At 42.3% G+C, this 22,073-nt stretch carries 25 protein-coding genes and 1 riboswitch; of the genes, 14 read left to right on the top strand and 11 right to left on the bottom strand.

What is annotated here, in order from left to right; genetic code table 11:
- Nucleotides 1-106: 106 nt before the first annotated feature.
- From rpsB to B3394_RS06990, 12 genes are all read left to right on the top strand, one after another.
- Complete coding sequence (gene rpsB / locus B3394_RS07045) at nucleotides 107-874, top strand: 30S ribosomal protein S2 (protein WP_177731517.1); 768 nt, start codon at nucleotides 107-109, stop codon at nucleotides 872-874.
- 100 nt (nucleotides 875-974) lie between these two features.
- Nucleotides 975-1,799, top strand: a complete 825-nt coding sequence (gene tsf, locus B3394_RS07040) for a translation elongation factor Ts (protein ID WP_177731513.1) — start codon at nucleotides 975-977, stop codon at nucleotides 1,797-1,799.
- 150 nt (nucleotides 1,800-1,949) lie between these two features.
- Complete coding sequence (locus B3394_RS07035; RefSeq protein WP_177731510.1) at nucleotides 1,950-2,615, top strand: queuosine precursor transporter; 666 nt, start codon at nucleotides 1,950-1,952, stop codon at nucleotides 2,613-2,615.
- Nucleotides 2,605-3,165, top strand: a complete 561-nt coding sequence (locus tag B3394_RS07030) for a DNA-3-methyladenine glycosylase I (RefSeq protein WP_273246483.1) — start codon at nucleotides 2,605-2,607, stop codon at nucleotides 3,163-3,165. Before B3394_RS07035 ends, B3394_RS07030 begins: the two co-directional genes overlap by 11 nt.
- 64 nt (nucleotides 3,166-3,229) lie before the next feature.
- Nucleotides 3,230-3,327: riboswitch (TPP riboswitch) on the top strand.
- A gap of 51 nt (nucleotides 3,328-3,378) precedes the next feature.
- Complete coding sequence (thiS, locus tag B3394_RS07025; RefSeq protein ID WP_286914542.1) at nucleotides 3,379-3,585, top strand: sulfur carrier protein ThiS; 207 nt, start codon at nucleotides 3,379-3,381, stop codon at nucleotides 3,583-3,585.
- A gap of 33 nt (nucleotides 3,586-3,618) precedes the next feature.
- Nucleotides 3,619-5,439, top strand: a complete 1,821-nt coding sequence (gene thiC / locus B3394_RS07020; RefSeq protein ID WP_177731501.1) for a phosphomethylpyrimidine synthase ThiC — start codon at nucleotides 3,619-3,621, stop codon at nucleotides 5,437-5,439.
- Between the two features lie 3 nt (nucleotides 5,440-5,442).
- Nucleotides 5,443-6,027, top strand: a complete 585-nt coding sequence (locus B3394_RS07015) for a thiamine phosphate synthase (protein WP_286914538.1) — start codon at nucleotides 5,443-5,445, stop codon at nucleotides 6,025-6,027.
- Nucleotides 6,000-6,755 carry a hydroxymethylpyrimidine/phosphomethylpyrimidine kinase gene (locus tag B3394_RS07010; protein WP_286914533.1) on the top strand — a complete coding sequence of 252 codons (756 nt, stop codon included), beginning with the start codon at nucleotides 6,000-6,002 and terminating at the stop codon, nucleotides 6,753-6,755. The genes B3394_RS07015 and B3394_RS07010 overlap by 28 nt, the downstream gene beginning before the upstream one ends.
- Nucleotides 6,748-7,380, top strand: a complete 633-nt coding sequence (locus B3394_RS07005) for a thiamine phosphate synthase (RefSeq protein ID WP_286914528.1) — start codon at nucleotides 6,748-6,750, stop codon at nucleotides 7,378-7,380. The genes B3394_RS07010 and B3394_RS07005 overlap by 8 nt, the downstream gene beginning before the upstream one ends.
- Complete coding sequence (locus B3394_RS07000; RefSeq protein ID WP_273246487.1) at nucleotides 7,367-8,137, top strand: thiazole synthase; 771 nt, start codon at nucleotides 7,367-7,369, stop codon at nucleotides 8,135-8,137. The genes B3394_RS07005 and B3394_RS07000 overlap by 14 nt, the downstream gene beginning before the upstream one ends.
- A gap of 11 nt (nucleotides 8,138-8,148) precedes the next feature.
- A complete protein-coding gene (gene thiH / locus B3394_RS06995) occupies nucleotides 8,149-9,270 on the top strand; it encodes a 2-iminoacetate synthase ThiH (protein WP_177731485.1) in 1,122 nt (373 codons plus the stop codon).
- Between the two features lie 5 nt (nucleotides 9,271-9,275).
- Nucleotides 9,276-9,986, top strand: a complete 711-nt coding sequence (locus B3394_RS06990) for a HesA/MoeB/ThiF family protein (protein WP_286914522.1) — start codon at nucleotides 9,276-9,278, stop codon at nucleotides 9,984-9,986.
- A 21-nt stretch (nucleotides 9,987-10,007) separates the two neighbouring features.
- On the opposite strand, the gene aat is transcribed toward B3394_RS06990, so the two are convergent.
- From aat to B3394_RS06975, 3 genes are all read right to left on the bottom strand, one after another.
- On the bottom strand, nucleotides 10,008-10,655 hold the full coding sequence (aat, locus tag B3394_RS06985) for a leucyl/phenylalanyl-tRNA--protein transferase (protein ID WP_177731479.1): 648 nt from the start codon (nucleotides 10,653-10,655) through the stop codon (nucleotides 10,008-10,010).
- Nucleotides 10,656-10,711: 56 nt separating this feature from the next.
- Entirely contained in the window at nucleotides 10,712-11,086 is a 375-nt protein-coding gene (locus B3394_RS06980) for a DUF3127 domain-containing protein (protein ID WP_177731476.1), read from the bottom strand.
- A 70-nt stretch (nucleotides 11,087-11,156) separates the two neighbouring features.
- Nucleotides 11,157-12,032: a flavin reductase family protein gene (locus B3394_RS06975; RefSeq protein ID WP_286914519.1), complete on the bottom strand. Its 876-nt coding sequence runs from the start codon at nucleotides 12,030-12,032 to the stop codon at nucleotides 11,157-11,159.
- Between the two features lie 169 nt (nucleotides 12,033-12,201).
- Here B3394_RS06975 and B3394_RS06970 point away from each other — a divergent pair, with 169 nt between their 5' ends.
- Complete coding sequence (locus B3394_RS06970; RefSeq protein WP_177731470.1) at nucleotides 12,202-13,359, top strand: sensor histidine kinase; 1,158 nt, start codon at nucleotides 12,202-12,204, stop codon at nucleotides 13,357-13,359.
- Here B3394_RS06970 and B3394_RS06965 read toward each other — a convergent pair.
- The 3 genes from B3394_RS06965 to greA are packed head-to-tail and all read right to left on the bottom strand — an operon-like array spanning nucleotide 13,349 to nucleotide 15,150.
- Entirely contained in the window at nucleotides 13,349-14,260 is a 912-nt protein-coding gene (locus B3394_RS06965; RefSeq protein WP_286914514.1) for a hypothetical protein, read from the bottom strand. The two genes, B3394_RS06970 and B3394_RS06965, sit on opposite strands and share 11 nt — an antisense overlap.
- A 2-nt stretch (nucleotides 14,261-14,262) precedes the next feature.
- Nucleotides 14,263-14,652 carry an HIT family protein gene (locus tag B3394_RS06960; RefSeq protein ID WP_286914509.1) on the bottom strand — a complete coding sequence of 130 codons (390 nt, stop codon included), beginning with the start codon at nucleotides 14,650-14,652 and terminating at the stop codon, nucleotides 14,263-14,265.
- Nucleotides 14,653-14,673: 21 nt separating this feature from the next.
- On the bottom strand, nucleotides 14,674-15,150 hold the full coding sequence (gene greA, locus B3394_RS06955; RefSeq protein ID WP_177731461.1) for a transcription elongation factor GreA: 477 nt from the start codon (nucleotides 15,148-15,150) through the stop codon (nucleotides 14,674-14,676).
- A gap of 159 nt (nucleotides 15,151-15,309) precedes the next feature.
- Between greA and B3394_RS06950 the strand changes: the two genes are divergently transcribed.
- Nucleotides 15,310-15,732 carry a Rieske (2Fe-2S) protein gene (locus B3394_RS06950; protein ID WP_177731459.1) on the top strand — a complete coding sequence of 141 codons (423 nt, stop codon included), beginning with the start codon at nucleotides 15,310-15,312 and terminating at the stop codon, nucleotides 15,730-15,732.
- Between the two features lie 35 nt (nucleotides 15,733-15,767).
- Here B3394_RS06950 and B3394_RS06945 read toward each other — a convergent pair whose 3' ends face one another.
- The 5 genes from B3394_RS06945 to B3394_RS06925 all read right to left on the bottom strand — a co-directional run bounded on the left by B3394_RS06945 (nucleotide 15,768) and on the right by B3394_RS06925 (nucleotide 22,072).
- Nucleotides 15,768-17,972: a TonB-dependent receptor gene (locus tag B3394_RS06945; RefSeq protein WP_177731456.1), complete on the bottom strand. Its 2,205-nt coding sequence runs from the start codon at nucleotides 17,970-17,972 to the stop codon at nucleotides 15,768-15,770.
- A 302-nt stretch (nucleotides 17,973-18,274) separates the two neighbouring features.
- Entirely contained in the window at nucleotides 18,275-18,679 is a 405-nt protein-coding gene (gene arfB / locus B3394_RS06940; RefSeq protein ID WP_286914500.1) for an alternative ribosome rescue aminoacyl-tRNA hydrolase ArfB, read from the bottom strand.
- A complete protein-coding gene (locus B3394_RS06935; RefSeq protein ID WP_286914498.1) occupies nucleotides 18,679-20,766 on the bottom strand; it encodes a DUF4301 family protein in 2,088 nt (695 codons plus the stop codon). The genes arfB and B3394_RS06935 overlap by 1 nt, the downstream gene beginning before the upstream one ends.
- A complete protein-coding gene (gene pnuC, locus B3394_RS06930; protein ID WP_286914494.1) occupies nucleotides 20,727-21,350 on the bottom strand; it encodes a nicotinamide riboside transporter PnuC in 624 nt (207 codons plus the stop codon). The genes B3394_RS06935 and pnuC overlap by 40 nt, the downstream gene beginning before the upstream one ends.
- Nucleotides 21,347-22,072: a geranylgeranylglyceryl/heptaprenylglyceryl phosphate synthase gene (locus B3394_RS06925; RefSeq protein ID WP_286914489.1), complete on the bottom strand. Its 726-nt coding sequence runs from the start codon at nucleotides 22,070-22,072 to the stop codon at nucleotides 21,347-21,349. Before B3394_RS06925 ends, pnuC begins: the two co-directional genes overlap by 4 nt.
- Nucleotide 22,073 lies beyond the last annotated feature (1 nt).

Genomic DNA, 22,073 nt, shown 5'->3' with positions numbered 1-22,073 from the left:
TTAGTTTAGCATCTAAATGGCTGAGACCTGAGCTTCAGCATCCCAAGGGACTGATGAAATCGCTACTCTACCATTGCTAATACAACAGAACGTAAACTATTACAAAATGGCAAACAAAGTAGAAGTTAAAGAATTACTAGAAGCAGGTGTTCACTTTGGACACATGACTAGAAAATGGGACCCAAACATGGCTCCTTACATCTATATGGAGCGTAATGGTATTCACATTATCAATCTATATAAAACTGCAGCTAAAATCGAAGAAGCGAATGAAGCTTTGAAAAAAATCGCTGCATCTGGTAGAAAAGTCCTTTTCGTTGCTACCAAAAAACAAGCAAAAGATATCGTTGCAGAAAAAGCTACGGCTGCTAACATGCCTTTCATCACAGAAAGATGGCCAGGTGGTATGTTAACCAACTTCGTTACTATCCGTAAAGCTGTTAAAAAAATGGCTTCTATCGATAAAATGAAGAAAGACGGTACTTTCATGACATTATCTAAAAAAGAACGTTTACAGGTAGATCGTCTTCGTGCAAAACTTGAGAAAAACTTAGGTTCTATTGCAGACATGACTAGATTACCAGCTGCGTTGTTTGTAGTGGATATCAAAGCGGAACACATCGCTGTAAAAGAAGCACAAAAATTAAACATTCCAGTTTTTGCTATGGTAGATACCAACTCTGACCCACGTCAGGTTGACTATGTTATCCCGGCTAACGATGATGCTTCAAAATCAATCGACAAAGTTTTATCTTTAGTAAGTGGTGCTATCATTGAAGGTCTTTCTGATAGAAAGTCTGACAAAGACGAGCAACCAGCTGGAGAAGTAGCAGCTGCTCAAACAGAAGCTACAACTACTGCAACTGAAGAATAAAAATAACATTATGATAAAGTCGTTGTGCTGGTGGTTGCTTACTTTTGGAGTTACTATCAACATAACGACTTCATTTTTTAACTTAAAATAATACATTCAAATGGCAAATATTACTGCTGCAGACGTAAATAAATTAAGACAAATTACCGGTGCTGGTATGATGGATTGTAAAAAAGCATTGGTTGAAGCTGATGGGGATTTCGATTTAGCTATCGAAAACTTACGTAAAAAAGGACAGAAAGTTGCAGCGAACCGTTCAGACAGAGAATCTACTGAAGGAGCTGTTATCGCTGTTGTAAATGCTGATAAAACTGCTGGTGTTGTAATCTCTCTTAACTGTGAGACTGACTTCGTAGGTAAAAACGAAGGTTTCGTTAAATTAGCTACTGATTTAGCAAACCAGGCATTAAACTATGCTACTAAAGAAGAATTTTTAGCTTCAGATTTCAACGGAATCACTGTTGCTGACAAATTAATCGAGCAAACAGGAGTTATCGGAGAGAAAATCGAAATCGGTTCTTTCGAGCGTTTAGAAGGAGCTTTCGTTGGATCTTACATCCACGCTGGTAACAAAATCGCTACTTTAGTTTCTTTATCTGCTAATGTTGCCGGAGCTGAAGAAGCTTCAAGAAACGTTGCAATGCAGGCTGCTGCAATGGCTCCAATCGCGTTAAACGAAGAAGGAGTTGATGCTGCTATCATTGAAAAAGAAATCGAAATCGCTAAAGATTTATTACGTCAGGAAGGAAAACCGGAAGCTATGTTGGAAAACATCGCTAAAGGTAAATTAGCACGTTTCTTCAAAGACAATACTTTAATCAACCAGGATTATATCAAAGAACCAAAAATGAGCGTTACAGAATACGTTAAATCTGTTGACGGCGCATTAACGGTAACTGGTTTCAGAAGAGCTGCTTTAGCATAATTTCAATTCGGAATCCGGCTCAGAATATAAAACCGTTTCCCGAATGACAATATTACCTTCGGGTAACCCAAAAAAACCTCAATCGAAAGATTGGGGTTTTTTATTTTTATAAAATATTAGCGTACTTTTGAAATAACAACAAGAACACCAATGTTTAAAACCAAAAAGGATCTCGTATACATTATACTTGCCGGAATTTTTATAACCAATGCCGTCGTTGCCGAATTAACAGGAGGAAAACTTATTCATATAGGCCCTTTCATCATGAGCATCGGGATTATTCCATGGCCGGTTGTATTCATCACCACCGACTTAATTAACGAACATTTCGGAAAAGACGGCGTCAAAAAACTATCATTCATCACTGCCGGGCTAATCGCCTACTGTCTGATCATTCTCTTTCTCGCCATCCATATTCCGGCGGCAAAAGGCATCAGCACCGTGACCGACGAGCAGTTTCAGGCTGTTTTCGGTCAGGGCGTCATGATTATGATTGCCAGCATCATCGCCTTCCTGGTATCACAATTAATTGACGTATCTATCTTCTGGTTTTTACGCAATAAAACAGGCAAAAAAATGATCTGGCTGCGCAGCACCGGATCAACCGTAATATCGCAGTTATTCGACAGCTTTATCGTTTCCGGTATCGCCTTTTGGCTAACCGGGAAAATCACCACTGCCGAATACATCAATATGGCAGCAACCGGTTACACCTTTAAACTGATCATTGCGATCTGCCTGACGCCGATGATATACCTTGGACATTATATTATTGAAAAATATTTAGCAGAAGACCCGATAGCCGATGGAGACTAAAGAAAGATGCGGATGGTGCAAAAACGATGCACTTTACGAAAAATATCACGACGAAGAATGGGGCGTACCCGTTTATGAAGACCAGAAACTTTTTGAATTCCTGATCCTGGAAACCTTTCAGGCAGGCCTGAGCTGGATAACCATACTCCGCAAAAGGGAAAACTTCAAAAAAGCTTTCGATAATTTCGACTACAAAACCGTAGCCGCTTATCAGGAAGACAAAATCCAGGAACTACTGCTCGACAGCGGTATCATCCGGAACAAACTCAAAGTAAGAGCCGCTGTGACCAACGCACAGGCTTTTATGAAAGTGCAGCAGGAATTTGGCAGCTTTTCCAATTATATCTGGAAATTCACCGGCGGGAAACCCATTGTAAGCCACAGGGAAACACTGAGGGACATTCCGGCAACAACGCCGCTATCGGACGAGATCAGCAAAGACCTGAAAAAACGCGGGTTCAAATTTGTGGGCTCAACGGTAGTCTATGCACACATGCAGGCAACCGGCATGGTAGACGACCACATCAGCAGCTGCTGGAAACGGGCATGACTCCACACCCGAATGTTAAATCTTCCGATTTAGAATTCGACTTTTAAAATAATACTATACATTTGTTTCACTTTAGGGGTGTCTATTGAAAAGTAGGCTGAGATTTTACCCTTTGAACCTGATGCAGTTCATACTGCCGTAGGGAAAAGTGCAATGACTTCATTTTTATGTAGCCATTCCTAAAGTATATACCCATATAACAAACTTTAAGGAATGGAAATCAAAGTTAACAATCAAATTAAAGAATTTCCGTCTGGCGAATTAACCGTCCAGGCTTTACTCGATTTGGAAATTCCCAACAAGCAAAATGGCCTAGCCTTAGCCATAAACAATACCGTTATTCCAAAAGCCGACTGGAGCACACACTACATCCACGACCGGGATGACATCCTCATTATCATTGCCACACAAGGCGGATAATCCCCTATTGCTTAACGACAAACAAACATAAAAATGGAACAAAAAGAACAACAGATTTCGAGAACACCCTTTCCGAATTCAAAAAAAGTATACATAGACGGTACTATTCACCCCATTAAAGTAGCCATGCGGGAAATAGCCCTGCACGACACCAAACTATCCAATGGAAAAACGGAACACAATCCGCCGGTAACCGTTTACGACACCAGTGGCCCGTATACCGACCCAAACATGGAAATTGACGTGCGCAAAGGACTGGACCGCATTCGCGAACAATGGATTTTAGACCGGAACGACGTAGAAGTGTTACCTTCCATAACGTCAGACTACGGCAAGGAACGCCTTAACGACTCCAGACTGGATCACCTGCGTTTTGAATACCAGCACAAACCCAAACGCGCCATTCAGGGTGCGAATGTTACCCAGCTGCATTACGCCAAAAAAGGCATTATCACTCCGGAAATGGAATACATCGCCATCCGCGAAAACCAACAGATTGAATTGCTGAACCAGCAAACCAAAGCCATGCAGCATCAGCATGCCGGAAACAGCTTTGGTGCCAATACACCTAAAAAATACATCACCGCCGAATTCGTCCGCAGTGAAGTTGCTGCCGGAAGAGCAATCATCCCGAACAACATCAACCACCCGGAAAGCGAACCGATGATTGTAGGCCGTAATTTCCTGGTAAAGATCAATGCCAATATCGGAAACAGTGCCGTTACCTCAAGCATCGAAGAAGAAGTTGAAAAAGCCGTATGGGCATGTCGTTGGGGCGCCGATACAATTATGGACCTCTCCACCGGAAAAAACATTCATGAAACCCGGGAATGGATCATCCGGAACTCCCCGGTACCCATCGGAACCGTACCGATCTACCAGGCATTGGAAAAAGTAAAAGGCATAGCCGAAGACCTGACCTGGGAGATCTTCCGGGACACCCTGATTGAACAGGCAGAACAAGGCGTTTCCTATTTTACAATACATGCCGGCGTTTTACTGCGTTACATCCACTTAACCGCAAACCGTGTTACCGGGATTGTTTCCCGCGGCGGTTCCATCATGGCAAAATGGTGTCTTTTCCATCACAAAGAAAATTTCCTTTACACCCACTTCGAAGAAATCTGCGAAATCATGAAAGCCTATGATGTAGCTTTCTCTTTAGGGGATGGCTTACGTCCGGGTTCGATTGCCGATGCGAACGATGCCGCACAATTTGCCGAATTGGAAACACTGGGCGAGCTGACCAAAATTGCCTGGAAACACGATGTACAGGTTTTTATTGAAGGCCCGGGACACGTACCGATGCACCTCATCAAAGAAAACATGGACAAACAGCTGGAACATTGTGCCGAAGCACCATTCTATACCTTAGGCCCGTTAACCACCGATATTGCGCCCGGTTATGACCATATCACCTCGGCCATTGGTGCCGCTATGATCGGTTGGTACGGAACCGCAATGCTGTGTTATGTCACTCCGAAAGAACACCTTGGCCTGCCAAATAAAAAAGATGTGAAAGACGGTGTAATTACCTATAAAATTGCCGCACACGCTGCCGATCTTGCCAAAGGTCATCCCGGCGCACAGTACCGCGACAATGCTTTGAGCAAGGCACGGTTTGAATTCCGCTGGGAAGATCAGTTCAACCTGGCACTCGATCCGGATACCGCCCGTGAATTTCATGACGAAACCCTTCCGGCAGACGGAGCAAAAGTGGCTCATTTCTGTTCGATGTGCGGACCGAAGTTCTGCTCGATGAAAATCTCACAGGAAATCAGGGACGTAGCCGAAAAAGGAATGCAGGAGAAATCGAATGAATTTGTGGAAAGCGGTAAAGAAATCTATTTGTAAACCATGATCGTAATAACCAGTCCGACGGCTATTGCCAACGAAACAGCCATTATCCATGCCCTTTTTGAAGAAGGCTTAACGTGCCTGCATATCCGGAAACCGGATTTTTCAGAAACGGCTATGGCTGCGTTTTTGGCCGGAATAGCACCAACCTATAGCCATCGCCTGGTTTTACACAGTCAGCATCAGCTGGCACACACTTATGGAATACCAGGCATACACCTGACGGAGCGGGACCGGACCAGCCTGACGGACCGTTTCCCGCAAGCTACCCGGTACACCACCGCCACCCATGCCATAGCAACATTCAACACCCTGCCGAAACTATTCGAATATGCCTTTCTAAGCCCTGTTTATCCCAGTATATCCAAACCGGGATATACTCCGGAACACGATTTGTTGAAAAGCATAACAAACCGGACAAATTACCAGACGAAACTAATTGCTTTAGGCGGTATTACTGCTGCAAACATCAGGCATATCCTGGAAAGCGGTTTTGACGATATCGCCCTGTTAGGAACCCTCTGGAATAGTCCCAAACCACTTGAAAATTTTAAAAAATGCCAGCAAATCGCCCTTTCGTATTAACCATCGCCGGACTGGATCCAACAGCCGGTGCCGGTATCTTATCGGATATTAAAACCTTTGAAAACCACCGCACACAGGGTTTTGCCGTGAACACAGCAAACACCATACAAACGGAAAATGTGTTCTATGAGCTACAGTGGAGCGACATTGATTTTGTCCTGCAAAGCCTTCAGATCCTTTTAGAAAATTATGAATTCAAAGCGGTCAAAATCGGTATTGCTCCTTCATTGGATTACCTCAGCAAAATTGTGGCTATGATCCGTAAACACGCACCGCTAACGGTCATTATCTGGGATACGGTTTTAAAATCTTCAACCGCTTTTAGCTTTCTGACCATTGAAAACCAAACGGCTTTATTATCCATCCTGAAACAGCTGGATGTGATTACGCCCAATTATGACGAAATGCAGAAAATGCAGCCTTTTGAAAGCAATCCGGAAGCAACTGCCAAGGCACTTTCCAAATATTGCAGCGTCGTTTTAAAAGGCGGGCATAATCCCAACCAAAAGGGAACCGATTATTTGTATATGGAAAACAGCACGTTCGAATTCCCTCCGGAAAACAGCCTTGTATATCCAAAACACGGTTCCGGCTGCGTTTTTTCGGCCGCATTGGCAGCCAATATCGCTTTAGGACTGGATATCAAAACCGCTTGCCGCAAGGCTAAAGGTTATACCGAAAAATACCTTATTTCCAACAATACCCTAATTGGCTACCATTATGTATAACAAACTGCAATATATTTCACAGGGAGCAACTCCGGACGAACAATGGTTCAACATCCAAACGGCACTGGACAACGGCTGCCAATGGATACAGCTGCGTTATAAAAACGGCACCAACATGGAATTATCCGCTCTGGCCGCAACCGTTAAAAAGCACTGCGAACAATATGCCGCAACATTTATTATCAACGACAATCCCGAACTGGCAAAGCAAATCGATGCCGACGGAGTGCATTTGGGTTTGCAGGACATGTCCGTAACCGAAGCAAGGTCTTTACTGGGCACAGCTAAAATCATTGGCGGTACTGCCAACACCTTCGAAGATATCGAACAACGTTTTAACGAACAATGCGATTATATCGGACTGGGGCCATACCGCTTTACAACGACCAAACAGCAATTAAGCCCGGTACTGGGAACTGCCGGTTACCAATCCCTGTTGAGCCGGATGAAAACCCATAACATCAATATTCCGGTATATGCTATTGGCGGAATCACAATGACGGATATCCCGGAATTAATGGCGACCGGTGTATACGGCATTGCCGTTTCCGGTTTAATAACACTACAGGACAACAAAAAAGAACTACTAACACAACTCAACCAACAATTATATGGCAGCTTTTAAAATCGCCGACAAGACATTTCAGTCCCGCCTGTTTTTAGGAACCGGCAAATTCGGCTCATCCCAGCAAATGGAAGCAGCAATTCTGGCTTCTGCAAGCGAACTGGTTACCGTCGCACTGAAAAGAGTGGACTTAGAAACCGAAACCGATGCTATTTTAGCCCATCTGAAACATCCGCATATCAATTTATTGCCCAATACTTCCGGTGCCCGTAATGCCAAAGAAGCCGTTTTTGCCGCACAGCTGGCAAGAGAAGCACTGGAAACCAACTGGCTGAAACTGGAAATCCATCCCGATCCGAAGTATTTGCTTCCGGATCCTATTGAAACGTTAAAGGCTACCGAAGAGCTGGCAAAACTCGGTTTTATCGTGTTACCCTACATTCACGCCGATCCTGTTTTATGCAAAAAACTGGAAGAAGCCGGAACAGCCGCTGTAATGCCTTTGGGCTCGCCCATTGGCAGCAATAAGGGCTTAAAAACAGTAGACTTCCTGGAAATCATCATCGAGCAAAGCAAAGTTCCCGTTATTGTCGATGCCGGAATCGGAGCTCCATCTGATGCTTCCAAAGCCATGGAATTAGGAGCCGATGCCGTTTTGGTCAATACCGCGATCGCAGTAGCCGGAAATCCGGCACTAATGGCGGAAGCTTTTAAAGAAGCGGTCATTGCCGGCAGAAAAGCCTATGAAGCCCGGTTAGCCCCGATGGCTTCCAATGCCGTTGCATCCAGTCCGCTAACCTCTTTTCTGTACGAATAACACTCCCGATTATGAACACTACTTTCCAAACGGTTTTTGAACATTACGATTGGGATACCGTACAGGCAAAAATATATGCCACAACACCCGAACAGGTGCTCCGTTCGTTAGCCACAAACAAACGCAGCCTGGAAGACTTCCTGCACCTGATCGCTCCGGCTGCCCAGCCCTATCTGGAACAAATGGCACAACAGAGCCATGCTTTGACCACAAAACGGTTTGGAAAAACGATACAGATGTATGCCCCGATGTACCTGAGCAATGAATGCCAGAACATCTGCACCTATTGCGGTTTCAGCCTGGATAATAAACTGAAAAGAAAGACACTCTCTGCATCCGAAATCGCACAGGAAGTAACCGCGCTGAAAAAAGCGGGATTCGACCATGTGCTTTTGGTAACCGGAGAAGCCAATTATACCGTTAACATCCATTATTTCCTAAAGGTTATTGAGCAGATCAAAAATGACTTTGCCAATATTTCCGTAGAAGTACAGCCGCTTTCTGAAGAAGAGTATGTACAGCTGCATCAGGCCGGTGTTTACTCGGTGCTGGTTTATCAGGAAACCTATCACCGGGACGTTTACAAACAATACCATCCTAAAGGGAAAAAGTCCAATTTCGATTTCCGGCTGGAAACACCGGATCGTGTGGGAAGTGCCGGGATTCACAAAATCGGACTGGGTGTTTTGTTAGGTCTGGAAGATTGGCGTACGGACAGTTTTTTCAATGCGCTGCACCTGGATTATCTGCAAAAAACCTACTGGCAAAGTAAATTCTCGGTTTCTTTTCCGCGGCTGCGTCCGGCAGAAGGAATCATCGAACCCAATTTTATAATGGACGACAAGGATTTAACACAGCTGATCTGTGCGTACCGTCTGTGGAATGAAGACCTGGAGCTTTCCGTTTCCACGCGGGAAAATGAGAAATTCCGGGACAATATCATTCCGATTGGTGTAACCAGTATGAGTGCCGGTTCCAAAACCAATCCCGGCGGTTATGTTGTCGATCCGCAATCGCTGGAACAGTTTGAAACCAGCGATGAACGTTCTGCCTTAACCATAGCGCGGATAATAACCCAAAAAGGCTACGAACCGGTCTGGAAAGACTGGGACAAAAGCTACAGCCAACACTGATTTTTATGATAAGTATTCAGGATTTTTTACGATACAACCGGCAAATGCTGCTGCCGGAAATAGGCGAAAGCGGTCAGCAGCGACTAAAGGATGCCCGCGTTCTGATCATTGGTGCCGGCGGATTGGGCTGTCCCGTTTTACAATACCTTGCCACAGCAGGAGTGGGAACCCTCGGGATCATTGATTTTGACGTGGTGGAATTACACAACCTGCACCGTCAGATTTTATACAGGGAAGCCGATGTTAACCAGCCCAAAGCCCTTATTGCCGAATTGGCCCTGAAACAGCTGAATCCGGAAATCCGTACTATTGTTTTTAATGAAAAGCTTACTCCGGATAATGCCGCCGGGATTTTTCAGCATTTTGATATCGTTGTGGACGGCTGCGATAATTTCACCACCCGCTATCTGGTGAACGACACCTGCGTAAACTTAAATAAACCGCTCATTTACGGCAGTATTTTAAAATTTGAAGGACAGGTAGCTGTTTTCAATCATAACGGCAGCAAACAGCTCCGGAACCTGTTTCCGGAACCACCAAACCCGGAAGATGTACCGAATTGCAGCCTGAACGGCGTTTTGGGTACATTACCCGGAATAATCGGTTCGATGATGGCACACGAAACCTTAAAGCTGATTACCGGTTTACCCGTTTTAACCAATGAGCTGCTGCTGCTAAATACGCTGGAATGGCAATTGACCAGACTACAGTTTTAAGTATTAAAAAAGGGAACCGTTTCAGTTCCCTTTTTTATAATGCAATACTTTCATAAAGTCTTCCCGGTTCACTTCAAAAGCTCCCAGACTTTCCAGGTGTTCATTATAGACCTGGCAGTCGAGCAATACGTAATTGTTGTTCCGAAGGTGTTCTACCAGAGTGATAAAAGCCACTTTGGAAGCATTGGAAACTTTGGAAAACATGCTTTCCCCGCAAAAAATATGGCCAAGGTCAACACCATACAGGCCGCCAACCAATTCGCCATCCTGCCATACCTCAACAGATTGTGCATGTCCCTGCCGATGCAGTTCGCAATAGGCTTCAATCATGTCATCGGTAATCCAGGTTCCGTTTTGCCCTTCTCTTTTAATGGACTGGCAATTGGTAATGACTTCCCGGAAGTTTTGGTTGAATGTGACGGTAAAGATTTTCCGGTTCAGGATGTTCCGCATGCTTTTGGAAATCACCAGATAATCGAATACCAGCACCATTCTAGGGTCCGGAGCCCACCAGGTAATGGGTTCCCCGTCTTCAAACCAGGGAAATATACCGGAACGGTAGGCCAGTAAAAGGCGTTCTACAGATAAGTCGCCGCCTACGGCTAATATCCCGGAATAATCGGTTTCGGTAACCGGGGGGAAATACAATTCTTTTGTTAGAAAATACATAGTCGTTTAAAAAATAAATCCTGAAAGTTTTGAAGCTTTCAGGATTCTAAGTTTTATTAGAACGGCAAATCGTCATGTTCTTCTTCATTGAAATTTGAAGCCGGTTCAAAGGCATCGGCAGCCGGCATTGGAGGTACCTGACCTGCTGGTGCTTCTGCTTGTAATTTTTCGATTCTCCAACCCTGGATAGAGTTGAAATATTTTGTTTCTCCCTGAGGATTAACCCATTCTCTACCTCTAAGATTAATAGAAACTTTCACAGGTTCTCCCACTTGGTAACTATCCAGTAAATCACATTTATCCTGAGTAAACTCAATCATAATATGTTGCGGATATTGTTCTTCGGTAGTGACAACTAACTCTCTCTTTTTAAAACTTGCGCTAATTTGCTGCGCTCCATTAATCACTTTAATTTTCCCTGTAACTTCCATAGTAAAAATATTAATTGTTTATAGTAAGGCTTATATAAAAATTCAATTCAAAAATACAAACCGCTAATTCTTATTGTCTTGACAAAAGTACTTTCCAGGCGGTCAGCACTTCATTATTGTCCAGATATTCTTTCGCTTTCTGATGTTTTTTAGTTTCATCATCGGCACTTAAAACTGCTTTAATGGCAAAATTTTCTTTTACAAATATAGCAATATCTTCATCCGTTGGCAATGCTTCCACATTTCCAAGCTTACCAAGGTCATTCCCGTCAAAAACCGGACTTTCTTTAATAAAATCAGGAACGGCATCAACACCAATTCCAAGTGTTGTCAGTGGTTTTTCCACTTCAAACAATCCCTGATTGGCACGGGAATACCAGTTTCCTCCCATTCTGGAAACCAGATCTATTTTATATTGATCAACTGCCCCGTTTTCATCCAGAATGGCTTCATCAATATGTATTTTAACAACTTCACAGATAATCAGGTTTCCGGCACCGCCTTCGGTTCCCAGTTCGATGATATCGTTTACCTTACATTCAAACTGCACCGGGCTTTCTCCAACGCGATATGGCTTTACCACATCGGAAGGAACCATTGTCAATCCGGATTTCACAAACTCGTTAACGCCGTCGCCATATTCCGTACTGGACAAAGAAGCCTGCTGTACGATCGCATAGTTTACAATGTTGATTACCACTTCGCGCGTGCGTTCGGCATTGATCAGCGTGTGTTTCACGGTATTGTTACGCACTCTTCTCGCCGGAGAGAAAATCAGTATCGGCGGATTAGAACTGAACACATTGAAAAAACTGAAAGGGGATAAATTCGGGTTACCCTGTTCATCCATCGTACTTGCAAAAGCAATCGGTCTGGGACCAACGGCACCTTGTAAATAAGCTTGTAATTTCATCGGATTTAACTCCTTTGGATCGACACTAATCATAGCTGTAAAATTTCCACAAATATACTTTTTTTTAGCCCGAATGAAAATACAATTTTACATAGCTGTCTGTATTTATTTTGAAGTTCCCGATCGGGCAGCATGCATTTCCTGCTTATATTTTTGCTCCCTTATATCTTTTCCTTATTTTTAAACACAAATTACACAAAGCATGAACTTTTCGGAAAGAAGAAATTTAATTCGCTGGATAATTATTCTGGGATCCTTCAATATTTTAGTTTTGATTCTATGGAATACTTATACTTTTTTTCAGAAGTTCAAAGATGAAGAACGTCTTAAAATGGAGCTCTGGGCAACGGCAACCAAGACACTGAACAATGCCGATGAAAATACGGAAGTAGAACTTCCTTTCCAGATCCTGAGCAACAACACCACGATTCCGATTATACAAACGACCGACAAGGACAGCATTATCAACATGGTTAATGTGGATAAGGAGATTGTTGCCGATGCCGCCAAATCGAAAGTTTTCCTGAACAAGTTAAAATCCGAAAACCTCCCGATCATCATCGAGCTGGGCGGTTACAATCAATATCTCTATTACGGCAATTCATCGCTGCTGACCAAATTGAAATTTTACCCGGTGGCTTTAGTCCTTATCGGGCTTTTCTTTAGCGGTATGATCTTTAATTTTTACCGGGCGAGTAAAATGGCTACCCAAAACAGGCTTTGGGCCGGTATGGCCAAAGAGACCGCACACCAGATCGGCACGCCGCTTTCTTCTTTAATAGGCTGGCTGGAAATTATGAAAGCCGATAATGTGGATGAAACGACCATAGCCGAAATTGAAAAGGATATCAACCGGCTACAGACAATAACGGATCGTTTTTCCAAAATCGGTTCCGAACCGGTGCTTGGTGATTATGATCTGGTAAAAGAAACCGAACAGTCGTTCGAATATTTACAATCCCGTACTTCCAAACAGGTTGAATTTTCGTTCCTGGCTCCGGAATATCCCATCCATATCATGCTGAATCCTGTACTGCACAGCTGGACCATTGAAAACCTGGTAAAGAATGCTATTGATGCCATGAAAGGAAAAGGCAAACTGGCTATCGTTATTGAGGACACGGAGCGTTTTGTAAAAATCAAGGTTACCGATACCGGAAGCGGGATTCCGAAAAAACAGTTTAACAGTGTTTTCGAACCCGGTTTTACAACTAAAAAACGCGGTTGGGGATTAGGGCTTTCGCTGACAAAACGTATCGTGGAAGAGTACCATAACGGAAGGATTAAAGTAGCTCATTCCGAAATAGGAAAAGGAACAACCATGCAGGTCACGTTTAAAAAGGAGAAAGCTACTGCTTAATGATGCCTTCTTTCAGCTGGACTTTTTTTAGCAGGCTGGCTTTTTCGCCATCCCAGGAATAGGTTTCTTTCCACACCTTTTCCCGCATCATATAGTCCTCATTGTTTTCACTGTCTATTGCTTCGGCCTCTTCAATAATTTTGTAGATATAATCCGGTTTTCCTCCCGGTTCTTTCGGAAAAATAAAGTTCTCGCTGTGGTAGTAAACACCGGCATCGCCAACATTCATTTTTTCCGGCAGCAGCAATAGTTTTTTTCCGGTCCACCCGAAATAGAAAAAGTAGGTCGGTATACCGCAGGCTTCCCCGCTAAAACTGATCCGGTATAGTTCCTGAATATTTTTAAGTCCCTGGTTCCCCAGAAGACTTTGCTGGTAATAATAGCTTTCGCTAATCGGTTTTTTAATTTCTTTACTATCCAGCACCAGATTGTTTTCATCCAGGACCTTAACGGCAATAACGTGTTCCTGGGAAACATAATCTTCTTCTTTTTTAGCATTGATCCGTTCCAGAACGGTCAGGAATTTCAGTCCGTTTGTTTCTTTATAGTCTAATGCTAAAAATCCGAGCCAGAGATAGCCCTTCCGGATATCGCTATTGGGTAACTGGTATTGAATTTCAACCCAATTCATATCGATACCTTTTAGTTTCTGTGTTTTTTCGGTTTTGGATAAAACCGTTATTTTTTTTCCCAATTGCAGGGAGTCAATCAGTTTTCCCGCTGTGGAAGGCATATCCCTCACATAGCAGTTTTTAACACCAACAATTCCTTCTACATTGATCTGATTGGTTTCGGAATATCCTGCGTTTTTGCCGGACAGCCACAAATAGCTATCCTGTCCCTGGGCAAAAACCGAAACGGACAGCCAAAAGAAAAACAGCAGGAAAGTATATTTTTTCATGTTTACATATTGCCGGCAATAGCCTGGGCAAGTTCTTCAAACTGTAATGGTGTAAGGCTTGTTTTACGTTGGAAACGCATATCATCCATGTCCTGTAAAGGAATTAAGTGAACGTGTACATGCGGCACTTCCAGCCCCACTACAGCTACTCCGATCCGTTTGCAGGCCACTGTTTTTTCCAAAGCTTTGGCAACATTTCTGGAGAAACGCATTAATTCCAGATAGTGCTCTTCTTCCATATCAAAAATCTTGTTGATTTCTTTTTTAGGCACACAAAGGGTATGTCCTTTTGCATTGGGATTCACATCTAAAAAAGCGATAAAATTTTCGTCTTCCGCTACTTTATAACTCGGAATTTCCCCATTTATGATTTTTGTAAAAACTGAACTCATTGCCAAATAGGATTTAATTAATTAGTCTCTGGAAATTTCTAATACTTCAAATTTCAAAATACCGTTCGGTACCTGAATTTCTGCAATTTCACCTACGGATTTTCCTAACAATCCTTTACCAATTGGTGAGGTAACGGAGATTTTTCCGGTTTTTAAATCGGCTTCACTTTCTGCCACCAACGTATATTTCAATTCCATTCCGTTGGTTTGATTTTTTATTTTAACAGTAGACAGTACCAATACTTTTGATACATCCAATTGCGATTCATCAATTAAACGGGCATTGGCAACTACATCTTCCATTTTAGAAATTTTAAGCTCCAAAAGTCCCTGAGCTTCTTTAGCCGCATCATATTCTGCATTTTCAGATAAGTCACCTTTGTCCCTTGCTTCTGCAATTGCCTGCGATGCACGAGGACGTTCGATGCTTTTTAACTGATCCAACTCATCTCTTAATTTTTTCAATCCTTCAGCCGTATAATAAGATACTTTACTCATAATTTCGTCGTTTATATAAATAGAAAAAATCCCATCGAAACGGGATTTATTTCTACAAAGATATTGTTTTTTATTTATTTCAATTTTTAATACGCTTTATAGCATTAGTCAAAGTTAATTAAATTAAATTTGTTTTTCAATTGTTTTACGATAATTTATATGAAAAAGTACATCTTTTTATTGTTTTTAATTCCCCTGATTGGCGGCTGTAGCAAAGACAGCGTTGTTAACAACAATAATCCTTATCTGCCTAACTATCAGGTTTTGATTACCATCGACACGAACCTTCCTTCATACAGTCCTTTAAAATTCACAAACGGATCAGCTTATATTGCCGGCCCGACAGCCGGAATCAGAGGAATCATCCTTTTTAATACCGGAACCGGCATTACAGCATTTGACCGCGCCTGTCCGAATCAGTCGCTGAGCGAATGCTCCACTATGGATGTAGACGGTATTTTTGCCGTATGCTCCTGTGACAATAAAAAGTACAGCCTGTTCACCGGAATAGGTGACGGACAATATCCGATGAAGCAATACCGTACAGAACAGATGGGAACACTTATACGGGTATTCAATTAAAAAAAAAATCCTGATGACAACATCAGGATTTTTTTTTAGAACTTCAGCGTTAGGCCGGCCATAAAATTAATTCTTGCCTGCGGATAATATCCCGTTCCTTCAATGGTGGTAACCGTATCCGGACTGGACCAGTCATCATCATAAGTATAGAAGAATCCGTTGGACTGGTATTTGGTATTAAAGATATTGTTCACCAAACCGGAAATCACTATGGATTTAAAAATTCGTTTCGGTTTAATTTCATAGACAATATTAAAATCGGAAACCGAATAGGCTTTCAAAACAGATTTCTCCGAATCGATATTACCCATATACTGGTTCCCTACAAATTTTGACAACAAAGTCAGCTGCAGGTTTTTCAACGGTAAGAACGTTACCGCATTACCGGCAATAAAATCGGGTGAAAAAGCGATATTCGTTTTTCCGAAATTGTGCATTTCCCCATCTTTACCGGCTACAAAGTCGACAATTTTATTCTGACTCACCGTAACATTTTGTCTCAGCACCCATTTGTCGGAAACAAAAATACTGGCATCTACTTCAAGCCCTAAACGATAGCTGTTATCCACATTGATGCGTTTTGATTCTCCCACATCGTTTAATGCACCGGTTAACACTAACTGGTCTTTGTATTTCATATAATAGGCATTAACATTCAGTCTGGCTACAGCCGAAGCATGCCGCCATCCCAACTCGTAATCGTCCATTTTTTCCGGTTTCGGAACATTTCCTTCATAATCGTTTCTGTTTGGTTCACGGCTTGCTTTTGCATACGAGAAATACAGGTTGTTCTGTTTGTTTATCGCATAGTTCAACCCTCCTTTTGGATTGAAAAATTTAAATGTATCGTCAACAAGTCCCGTTTTTACAGCATTCGCTTTGTAATTTACCGTACGGTATTGCAAATCCCCGAACAGGCTTAACTGACTGGTAATATCATAGGTTGCTTTTGCAAATACATTCACATCTGTTTTGGTCGCAAAATCATCATAGAAAAGCTGCTCATAGTTATAGACCGCCTTTTCTTTTACCCAAAGCAGTTTACCAAAATGTGCGCCTTCATATTTATTCGCACCACCACCCAAAATCAGGTCCAGTTTGTCTTTTTTGTAGTTTGTCGAAAACGTCACTCCGTAAAAGTCATTATCCAGCCATTTCTGGTTGATCAAATCAGATTTTTTTATTGTAACCCCGTTTTCTTCAAAAGGTGTCAGTCCGAATTCACTGAACTTTCCACCTCTTTTATAGCTTTCATAATATCCTTTTCCTTTGGTATAATGCAGTGCCACATTGGTAGACCAGTTATCGGTCCATTTCTCATTCCAGTGCAGCTGATAATGATCCTGTCTGAAATTATCCGTTTGATTATCGTAAAATTTCACATTGCCGTTTTCATCAAAATACAAACCGGAAATATTGAATTTCGGATTGTTATCCAGCATGTGTTCATCCAGACCCAGGTCTTTAAGTTCCATACCGTCCAGCCCGTTCCATGACTGGTATGTTTTTTCGGAACCTCCGAAAACCAGGGCTTTTATCAATGTTGATTTCCCTACATAAGTTCCCTGTAAAAAATAGGATTCCAGGTTGGAAGAAGCCCTGTCAATATAACCATCGGAGTTGATCTTTGACAAACGTCCGGCTATTTCGAATTTATTATCCATCAAACCGGTACTGAATTTTACAGTATGTTTTCGCGTGTTAAAGCTTCCGAAAGAGTTGGCAATTTCACCGTATCCTTTTTCGGAATACGTATCGGTTAACATGTTTAAACTTGCTCCGAAAGCGCCGGCTCCGTTTGTAGACGTTCCGACACCTCTTTGCAGCTGAAGGCTTTCTACAGACGATACAAAATCGGGCATGTTTACCCAGAAAGTCCCCTGTGATTCGGAATCATTATACGGAATTCCGTTGATGGTAACATTCACACGGGTGGCATCGCTACCACGCACCCTGATTCCGGTATAGCCTACTCCGTTTCCGGCATCGGTTGTGGTCACTACCGATGGCAGGTAATTCATCAGCACCGGTATGTCCTGACCTAAGTTTCGTTCTGATAATTGTTTTTTACCAAGATTACTGAAAGTAACCGGTGTTTTGGAAGTAACCCGTACTGCCGACACCAAAACCTCATCCATCTGTTTGGGTTTAACGGTGTCCTGAGTTGTTTTTTCCTGCGAAAAAAGCACAAAAGGCTGCAGGCAAAATGCAATAACGACTGATTGTAATAACGTTTTCATTCGTAAAAGTTTACGAATAAAAGGGGTAATTATTCTTTGTTTTAAATTAAAATGATGTTTCAATGACGCGGAACAATTGCCTCATTCCGTTTGTCATTTCTCCCTAAACAGCATTACCTGTTCCAGGTTCATTGGGTATGATCTCAGCTCGATTGTCCGGAAAAACCGGATATAAGCACCCCTTTGAGACAGCGCAAAAGTATAAAAATAAAACACACAAAATCAAATAATACCAATAAAAACGCAATAATCACCTGTAATTCCTTAGCATTATTACATTTTACACAAATCAGCACCGAAAGTTAGTCCAATTTCGGTTTTTTGCGGAAGTCTTTTTTCTGGGATAAATTCCGTTTGCTCTGAATACGTTTTTTAATTACCGAATGCGGAATTTTAGTTGCTTTCCGTTCTTTATCAACCCATAACGATTCCTGAATGAGTGACAGAAAGCGCTTGGTAACTATTTCTTTATTTTTTAACTGGCTCCGGTTTTCATCACAATTCAGTAACAAAACCCCTTCTTTCGTCAGCCGGGCTGCCAGTTTTTCCAGCACTTTACTTTTCTCCTCATCGGTAAGTGCTGACGAATTGGAAACATCAAACGTGAGCTGGATTTTCGAAGAAACCTTGTTTACATTCTGTCCTCCGGCACCACTGCTTCTCACAGCTTTATAACGCAACTCGGCAATTAGCTTTTCTTTTTCCATTATCTGGGCTGATGTGCCGGTTTTAGCAGGTCGTTAATATTTTTTACCGGATTGAAGGTTAAAAGCGGCACTTCAACAAAAACCGTAATCCAGTTTGCCATAGCACCATTCCATAATCCGGGTAGTTCGTAGGCCTTAATATCGTGACAGCCTTTTGTTTTCTGAACGATAAAGCCTGCGTTATGGTCTACAAAATTTTCCAGTTCAAACTTTTCTCCTTTGTAGTTTTTAAGTCCGCACACCAGATCCACCGGGTTAAAATGTGTTGCACTATTCAGGATCTGCCACTGCTTTTTATTTTGCAGATCAATTTGTGACGATTCGACAATCTGCAAGGACAGGCCACCTTCTTCACCGGTAACCCAAAACGGTCCTCCGCCCGGTTCGCCTTCGTTTTTTACCATCCCGCAAACCCGGACAGGTCTGTTTAACAACTGAAACAATAAGTTTTTCTGGTTTTCAAAAGTGTATTTTGAAAAATTCTTCGGCAATACGATATTCAGCTGACTGGTTGCAAAATCTATTATTTTTTGCAGGCCTTCCTCGTTTACCGAGCTTTCCAGAGCATGAAGATATCCGAACGTTTCTTTTTGCAGTTGCATCAAAAGTCCGCCCAGTAGTTTTTTATAACGTACAATTCCTTCAAAATGATTATAACAGACATTGTCAATGTTCTTTACAAAGACAATATCACTCGTTAGCCGGTTCAGGTTCTGTATCAGCGCACCATGTCCGCCGGGACGAAAGAACAAACGGTCATTATCCAGTCTAAACGGAGTATTATCCATCGCTACCGCTAAGGTGTCGGTCGATTTATCCTGAAAAGAATAGAACACCGCAGCATTCACATTGCTTTGTGAAACAGATTGTTCAAAACTGTCTTTATGTTCTTCCGATACCGTGAAATGGATTTTCGGTTTCCCATCCACATTAGTATATACCAGTGCTTCTTTTAAATGTTTATCGATAGGAGTAGTAATAAAATCTCCTTCCTGATGAAACGGCAGGATTCCTTTTGGTTTATTCAGGAAGTCAAATTTTTCCGTAGCCAGCATTGCCGTAATAAAATGGTAATACTTTTCATCCTGTGTAAAATCGTCATAGCCTTTGTGTATCCTTCTCACTTCATACAGCACACTTTCATAAAAAGGAAATTTCTCAATTCCTACCAGAAACACTGATAGCTCCGCCTCTTTTTTTCTGTTTATATAGGCATTGATGCTTTCTTTATGCAGTTTGAATTCGTTTAGGAAATCTACCAGAAATTTAAACATCCTGCTGGCAGCCCCGGATGCCGGAACGAATTTCTCAATTGAAAATGCGGCTTTATTGGCATCAAAGTAGTCCACCAACTGCTGGATCTGCTCTTCTTTAAAAGCTGCGATACCATCGTTTACTGTTGCAATTTTTGCGAGGTTAATTTTTGCGATTCCTTCATTAAAGAAACCCAATTGTCTCGCAATGCTGTCGATATTGGTTCCCTGTTCCCACATTTGCACAAAATCAGCAGCCGTGAATCCAATGGATCTGGCAGTGATTAGTCCGTTAACGGCTTTTACCGCTTTTTCGAAACGCGCTTCCTGGTTTCCGGAAAGCACTATATAGGGCTTGTTGTTTTCGTCCAAGGCTTTTTTAAAGCGTTCAAACGTTTCTTTTCTGTTTTCCGGCCGGTCTCTTAAGTCATCTTTTTCCCAGGGCACATCTACATCCGTCAGAAAGAAAAGGTCGTATTCGTGTTCGCGTGCGGCTTCGTCTAAAGCCTCATCACAAAATCCGTAGTAAATTTCAGAAAACACTTTGGTCACCATTAAGTTGGTGTCACAAAACAGGAGTTTGTTTGCCAATAAAACAGCTTCATTTTCCAGTTTTATCTGTCCAACGGCAATAGGGAGCATGTCGTTGGCATCGCAGATCTCTTTTTTTAAATCCCATTTTTGCTGTAGATAATCACGGGCAAACTCCGGTATCCAAATCGTATTGAAATGTACAGCCAGCTGTTTTGACAAGGTTGTTTTACCGGTACTTTCAGGACCGTACATGGTTATCTTTATCGTTTCTGAATATTGTTGTTTAAGATCTTTCTCCATTCTAAATAGGCAGAGATTGCCAAAATTGTAAATATTAAATATTGTAGCGACAACATCCCCAAACCTCTATAGGCATAAAGAGGCACTGCAATTATGTCGCCTATTATCCAAAGCGTCCAGTTTTCTATTTTTTTATTGGCCATATACCACATTCCTGTAAAAAACAGTCCTGATGCCAATATATCGATATAATTTTCGTGCTTAATTTCGTAATCCACGGCATTATAGATCGCGAAAATTATAACAATTGTCGTTAAAAACAATGCCATACCGATAATTTTTTCCCGAAGGCTTGTCCTGGAGATAAGCAGACTATCTTCTTCATTCCGCTTTCTTGACCAGTTGTACCAGCCGTAAACACTCATGATCGAGAAATAAATATTGATGATCATATCCCCTAAATAGCCTGCCTGAAAAAGCAAATAAACCGTGATTGTCGTTGCTATTAATCCTGTAGGATAGACCAGAATGTTTTCTTTTTTAGCATACCATACGCTGGCGATTCCAAATACAAATGCCAGGAATTCCAGAATGATCTGCAGTAGCGGTGCGTTCTTATAGGCGTTCAGAAAAAATTCGATCATACTTGTGCTTCCCTAAAAAAGTTAGTATCTTTTTCAAAAGCCGTCCCGATGACCAGCATAGTGGCACCAGCCTGGTAGAGGGCTTCCATTGTTTTTTGCGAACGGATACCACCGCCCACAATCAGCGGAATATCAATATTATCTGAAACGTCTTTTACCATGGCTAACGGCACATGATTTTCGGCGCCGCTTCCCGCTTCCAGGTAAATGAGCTTATTCCCCAGCATTTCTCCCGCCATAGCCGTTGCCACAGCAATTTCGGGTTTATCTTTAGGAATAGGTGTTGTACCGCTCATGTAGGAAACGGTGGTTTGCCTGCCGCTTTCCACCAGCAAATAGCCGGTTGCCATTACTTCCAGCTGTGTTTGTTTTAGCAAAGGAGCTGCCTGGACATGCTGCCCGATCAAATACTCCGGGTTGCGGCCGGAGAGCAGCGACAGGAATAAAATCCCGTCGGCTAAATTGGTAATATGGGAAGCATTGCTTGGAAAAAGCAAAACCGGAACAGTTAATGCTGCTTTCAGTTCCCGGATGATCTCCTCCTGCGTGTCTGAAAAAAGCAGGCTTCCTCCGATAAAAATATGGGTCGCCGGAGCGTTTTTAATTTTTGTAATGAGATCCGCTAATTGTGCTAATTGTATCTTATCCGGATCCAGTAAAATTGCCAGTAGTTTTCTGCCTTCTCTTTTTGCTGCAACTATTTCGGCGTAAATTTTGTTCATG

This window comes from Flavobacterium sp. UBA4197 (genome assembly GCF_002379575.1).
Taxonomy (GTDB): Bacteria; Bacteroidota; Bacteroidia; order Flavobacteriales; family Flavobacteriaceae; genus Flavobacterium; species Flavobacterium inviolabile.
This window is presented reverse-complemented; position numbering and strand designations above follow the sequence as displayed.

Bases quoted from the DNA above. Each gene is read 5' to 3' on its own strand.
- rpsB (WP_177731517.1), top strand. From the start codon at position 107: ATGGCAAACAAAGTAGAAGTTAAAGAATTACTAGAAGCAGGTGTTCAC.
- tsf (WP_177731513.1), top strand. From the start codon at position 975: ATGGCAAATATTACTGCTGCAGACGTAAATAAATTAAGACAAATTACC.
- B3394_RS07035 (WP_177731510.1), top strand. From the start codon at position 1,950: ATGTTTAAAACCAAAAAGGATCTCGTATACATTATACTTGCCGGAATT.
- B3394_RS07030 (WP_273246483.1), top strand. From the start codon at position 2,605: ATGGAGACTAAAGAAAGATGCGGATGGTGCAAAAACGATGCACTTTAC.
- thiS (WP_286914542.1), top strand. From the start codon at position 3,379: ATGGAAATCAAAGTTAACAATCAAATTAAAGAATTTCCGTCTGGCGAA.
- thiC (WP_177731501.1), top strand. From the start codon at position 3,619: ATGGAACAAAAAGAACAACAGATTTCGAGAACACCCTTTCCGAATTCA.
- B3394_RS07015 (WP_286914538.1), top strand. From the start codon at position 5,443: ATGATCGTAATAACCAGTCCGACGGCTATTGCCAACGAAACAGCCATT.
- B3394_RS07010 (WP_286914533.1), top strand. From the start codon at position 6,000: ATGCCAGCAAATCGCCCTTTCGTATTAACCATCGCCGGACTGGATCCA.
- B3394_RS07005 (WP_286914528.1), top strand. From the start codon at position 6,748: ATGTATAACAAACTGCAATATATTTCACAGGGAGCAACTCCGGACGAA.
- B3394_RS07000 (WP_273246487.1), top strand. From the start codon at position 7,367: ATGGCAGCTTTTAAAATCGCCGACAAGACATTTCAGTCCCGCCTGTTT.
- thiH (WP_177731485.1), top strand. From the start codon at position 8,149: ATGAACACTACTTTCCAAACGGTTTTTGAACATTACGATTGGGATACC.
- B3394_RS06990 (WP_286914522.1), top strand. From the start codon at position 9,276: ATGATAAGTATTCAGGATTTTTTACGATACAACCGGCAAATGCTGCTG.
- aat (WP_177731479.1), bottom strand. From the start codon at position 10,655: ATGTATTTTCTAACAAAAGAATTGTATTTCCCCCCGGTTACCGAAACC.
- B3394_RS06980 (WP_177731476.1), bottom strand. From the start codon at position 11,086: ATGGAAGTTACAGGGAAAATTAAAGTGATTAATGGAGCGCAGCAAATT.
- B3394_RS06975 (WP_286914519.1), bottom strand. From the start codon at position 12,032: ATGATTAGTGTCGATCCAAAGGAGTTAAATCCGATGAAATTACAAGCT.
- B3394_RS06970 (WP_177731470.1), top strand. From the start codon at position 12,202: ATGAACTTTTCGGAAAGAAGAAATTTAATTCGCTGGATAATTATTCTG.
- B3394_RS06965 (WP_286914514.1), bottom strand. From the start codon at position 14,260: ATGAAAAAATATACTTTCCTGCTGTTTTTCTTTTGGCTGTCCGTTTCG.
- B3394_RS06960 (WP_286914509.1), bottom strand. From the start codon at position 14,652: ATGAGTTCAGTTTTTACAAAAATCATAAATGGGGAAATTCCGAGTTAT.
- greA (WP_177731461.1), bottom strand. From the start codon at position 15,150: ATGAGTAAAGTATCTTATTATACGGCTGAAGGATTGAAAAAATTAAGA.
- B3394_RS06950 (WP_177731459.1), top strand. From the start codon at position 15,310: ATGAAAAAGTACATCTTTTTATTGTTTTTAATTCCCCTGATTGGCGGC.
- B3394_RS06945 (WP_177731456.1), bottom strand. From the start codon at position 17,972: ATGAAAACGTTATTACAATCAGTCGTTATTGCATTTTGCCTGCAGCCT.
- arfB (WP_286914500.1), bottom strand. From the start codon at position 18,679: ATGGAAAAAGAAAAGCTAATTGCCGAGTTGCGTTATAAAGCTGTGAGA.
- B3394_RS06935 (WP_286914498.1), bottom strand. From the start codon at position 20,766: ATGGAGAAAGATCTTAAACAACAATATTCAGAAACGATAAAGATAACC.
- pnuC (WP_286914494.1), bottom strand. From the start codon at position 21,350: ATGATCGAATTTTTTCTGAACGCCTATAAGAACGCACCGCTACTGCAG.
- B3394_RS06925 (WP_286914489.1), bottom strand. From the start codon at position 22,072: ATGAACAAAATTTACGCCGAAATAGTTGCAGCAAAAAGAGAAGGCAGA.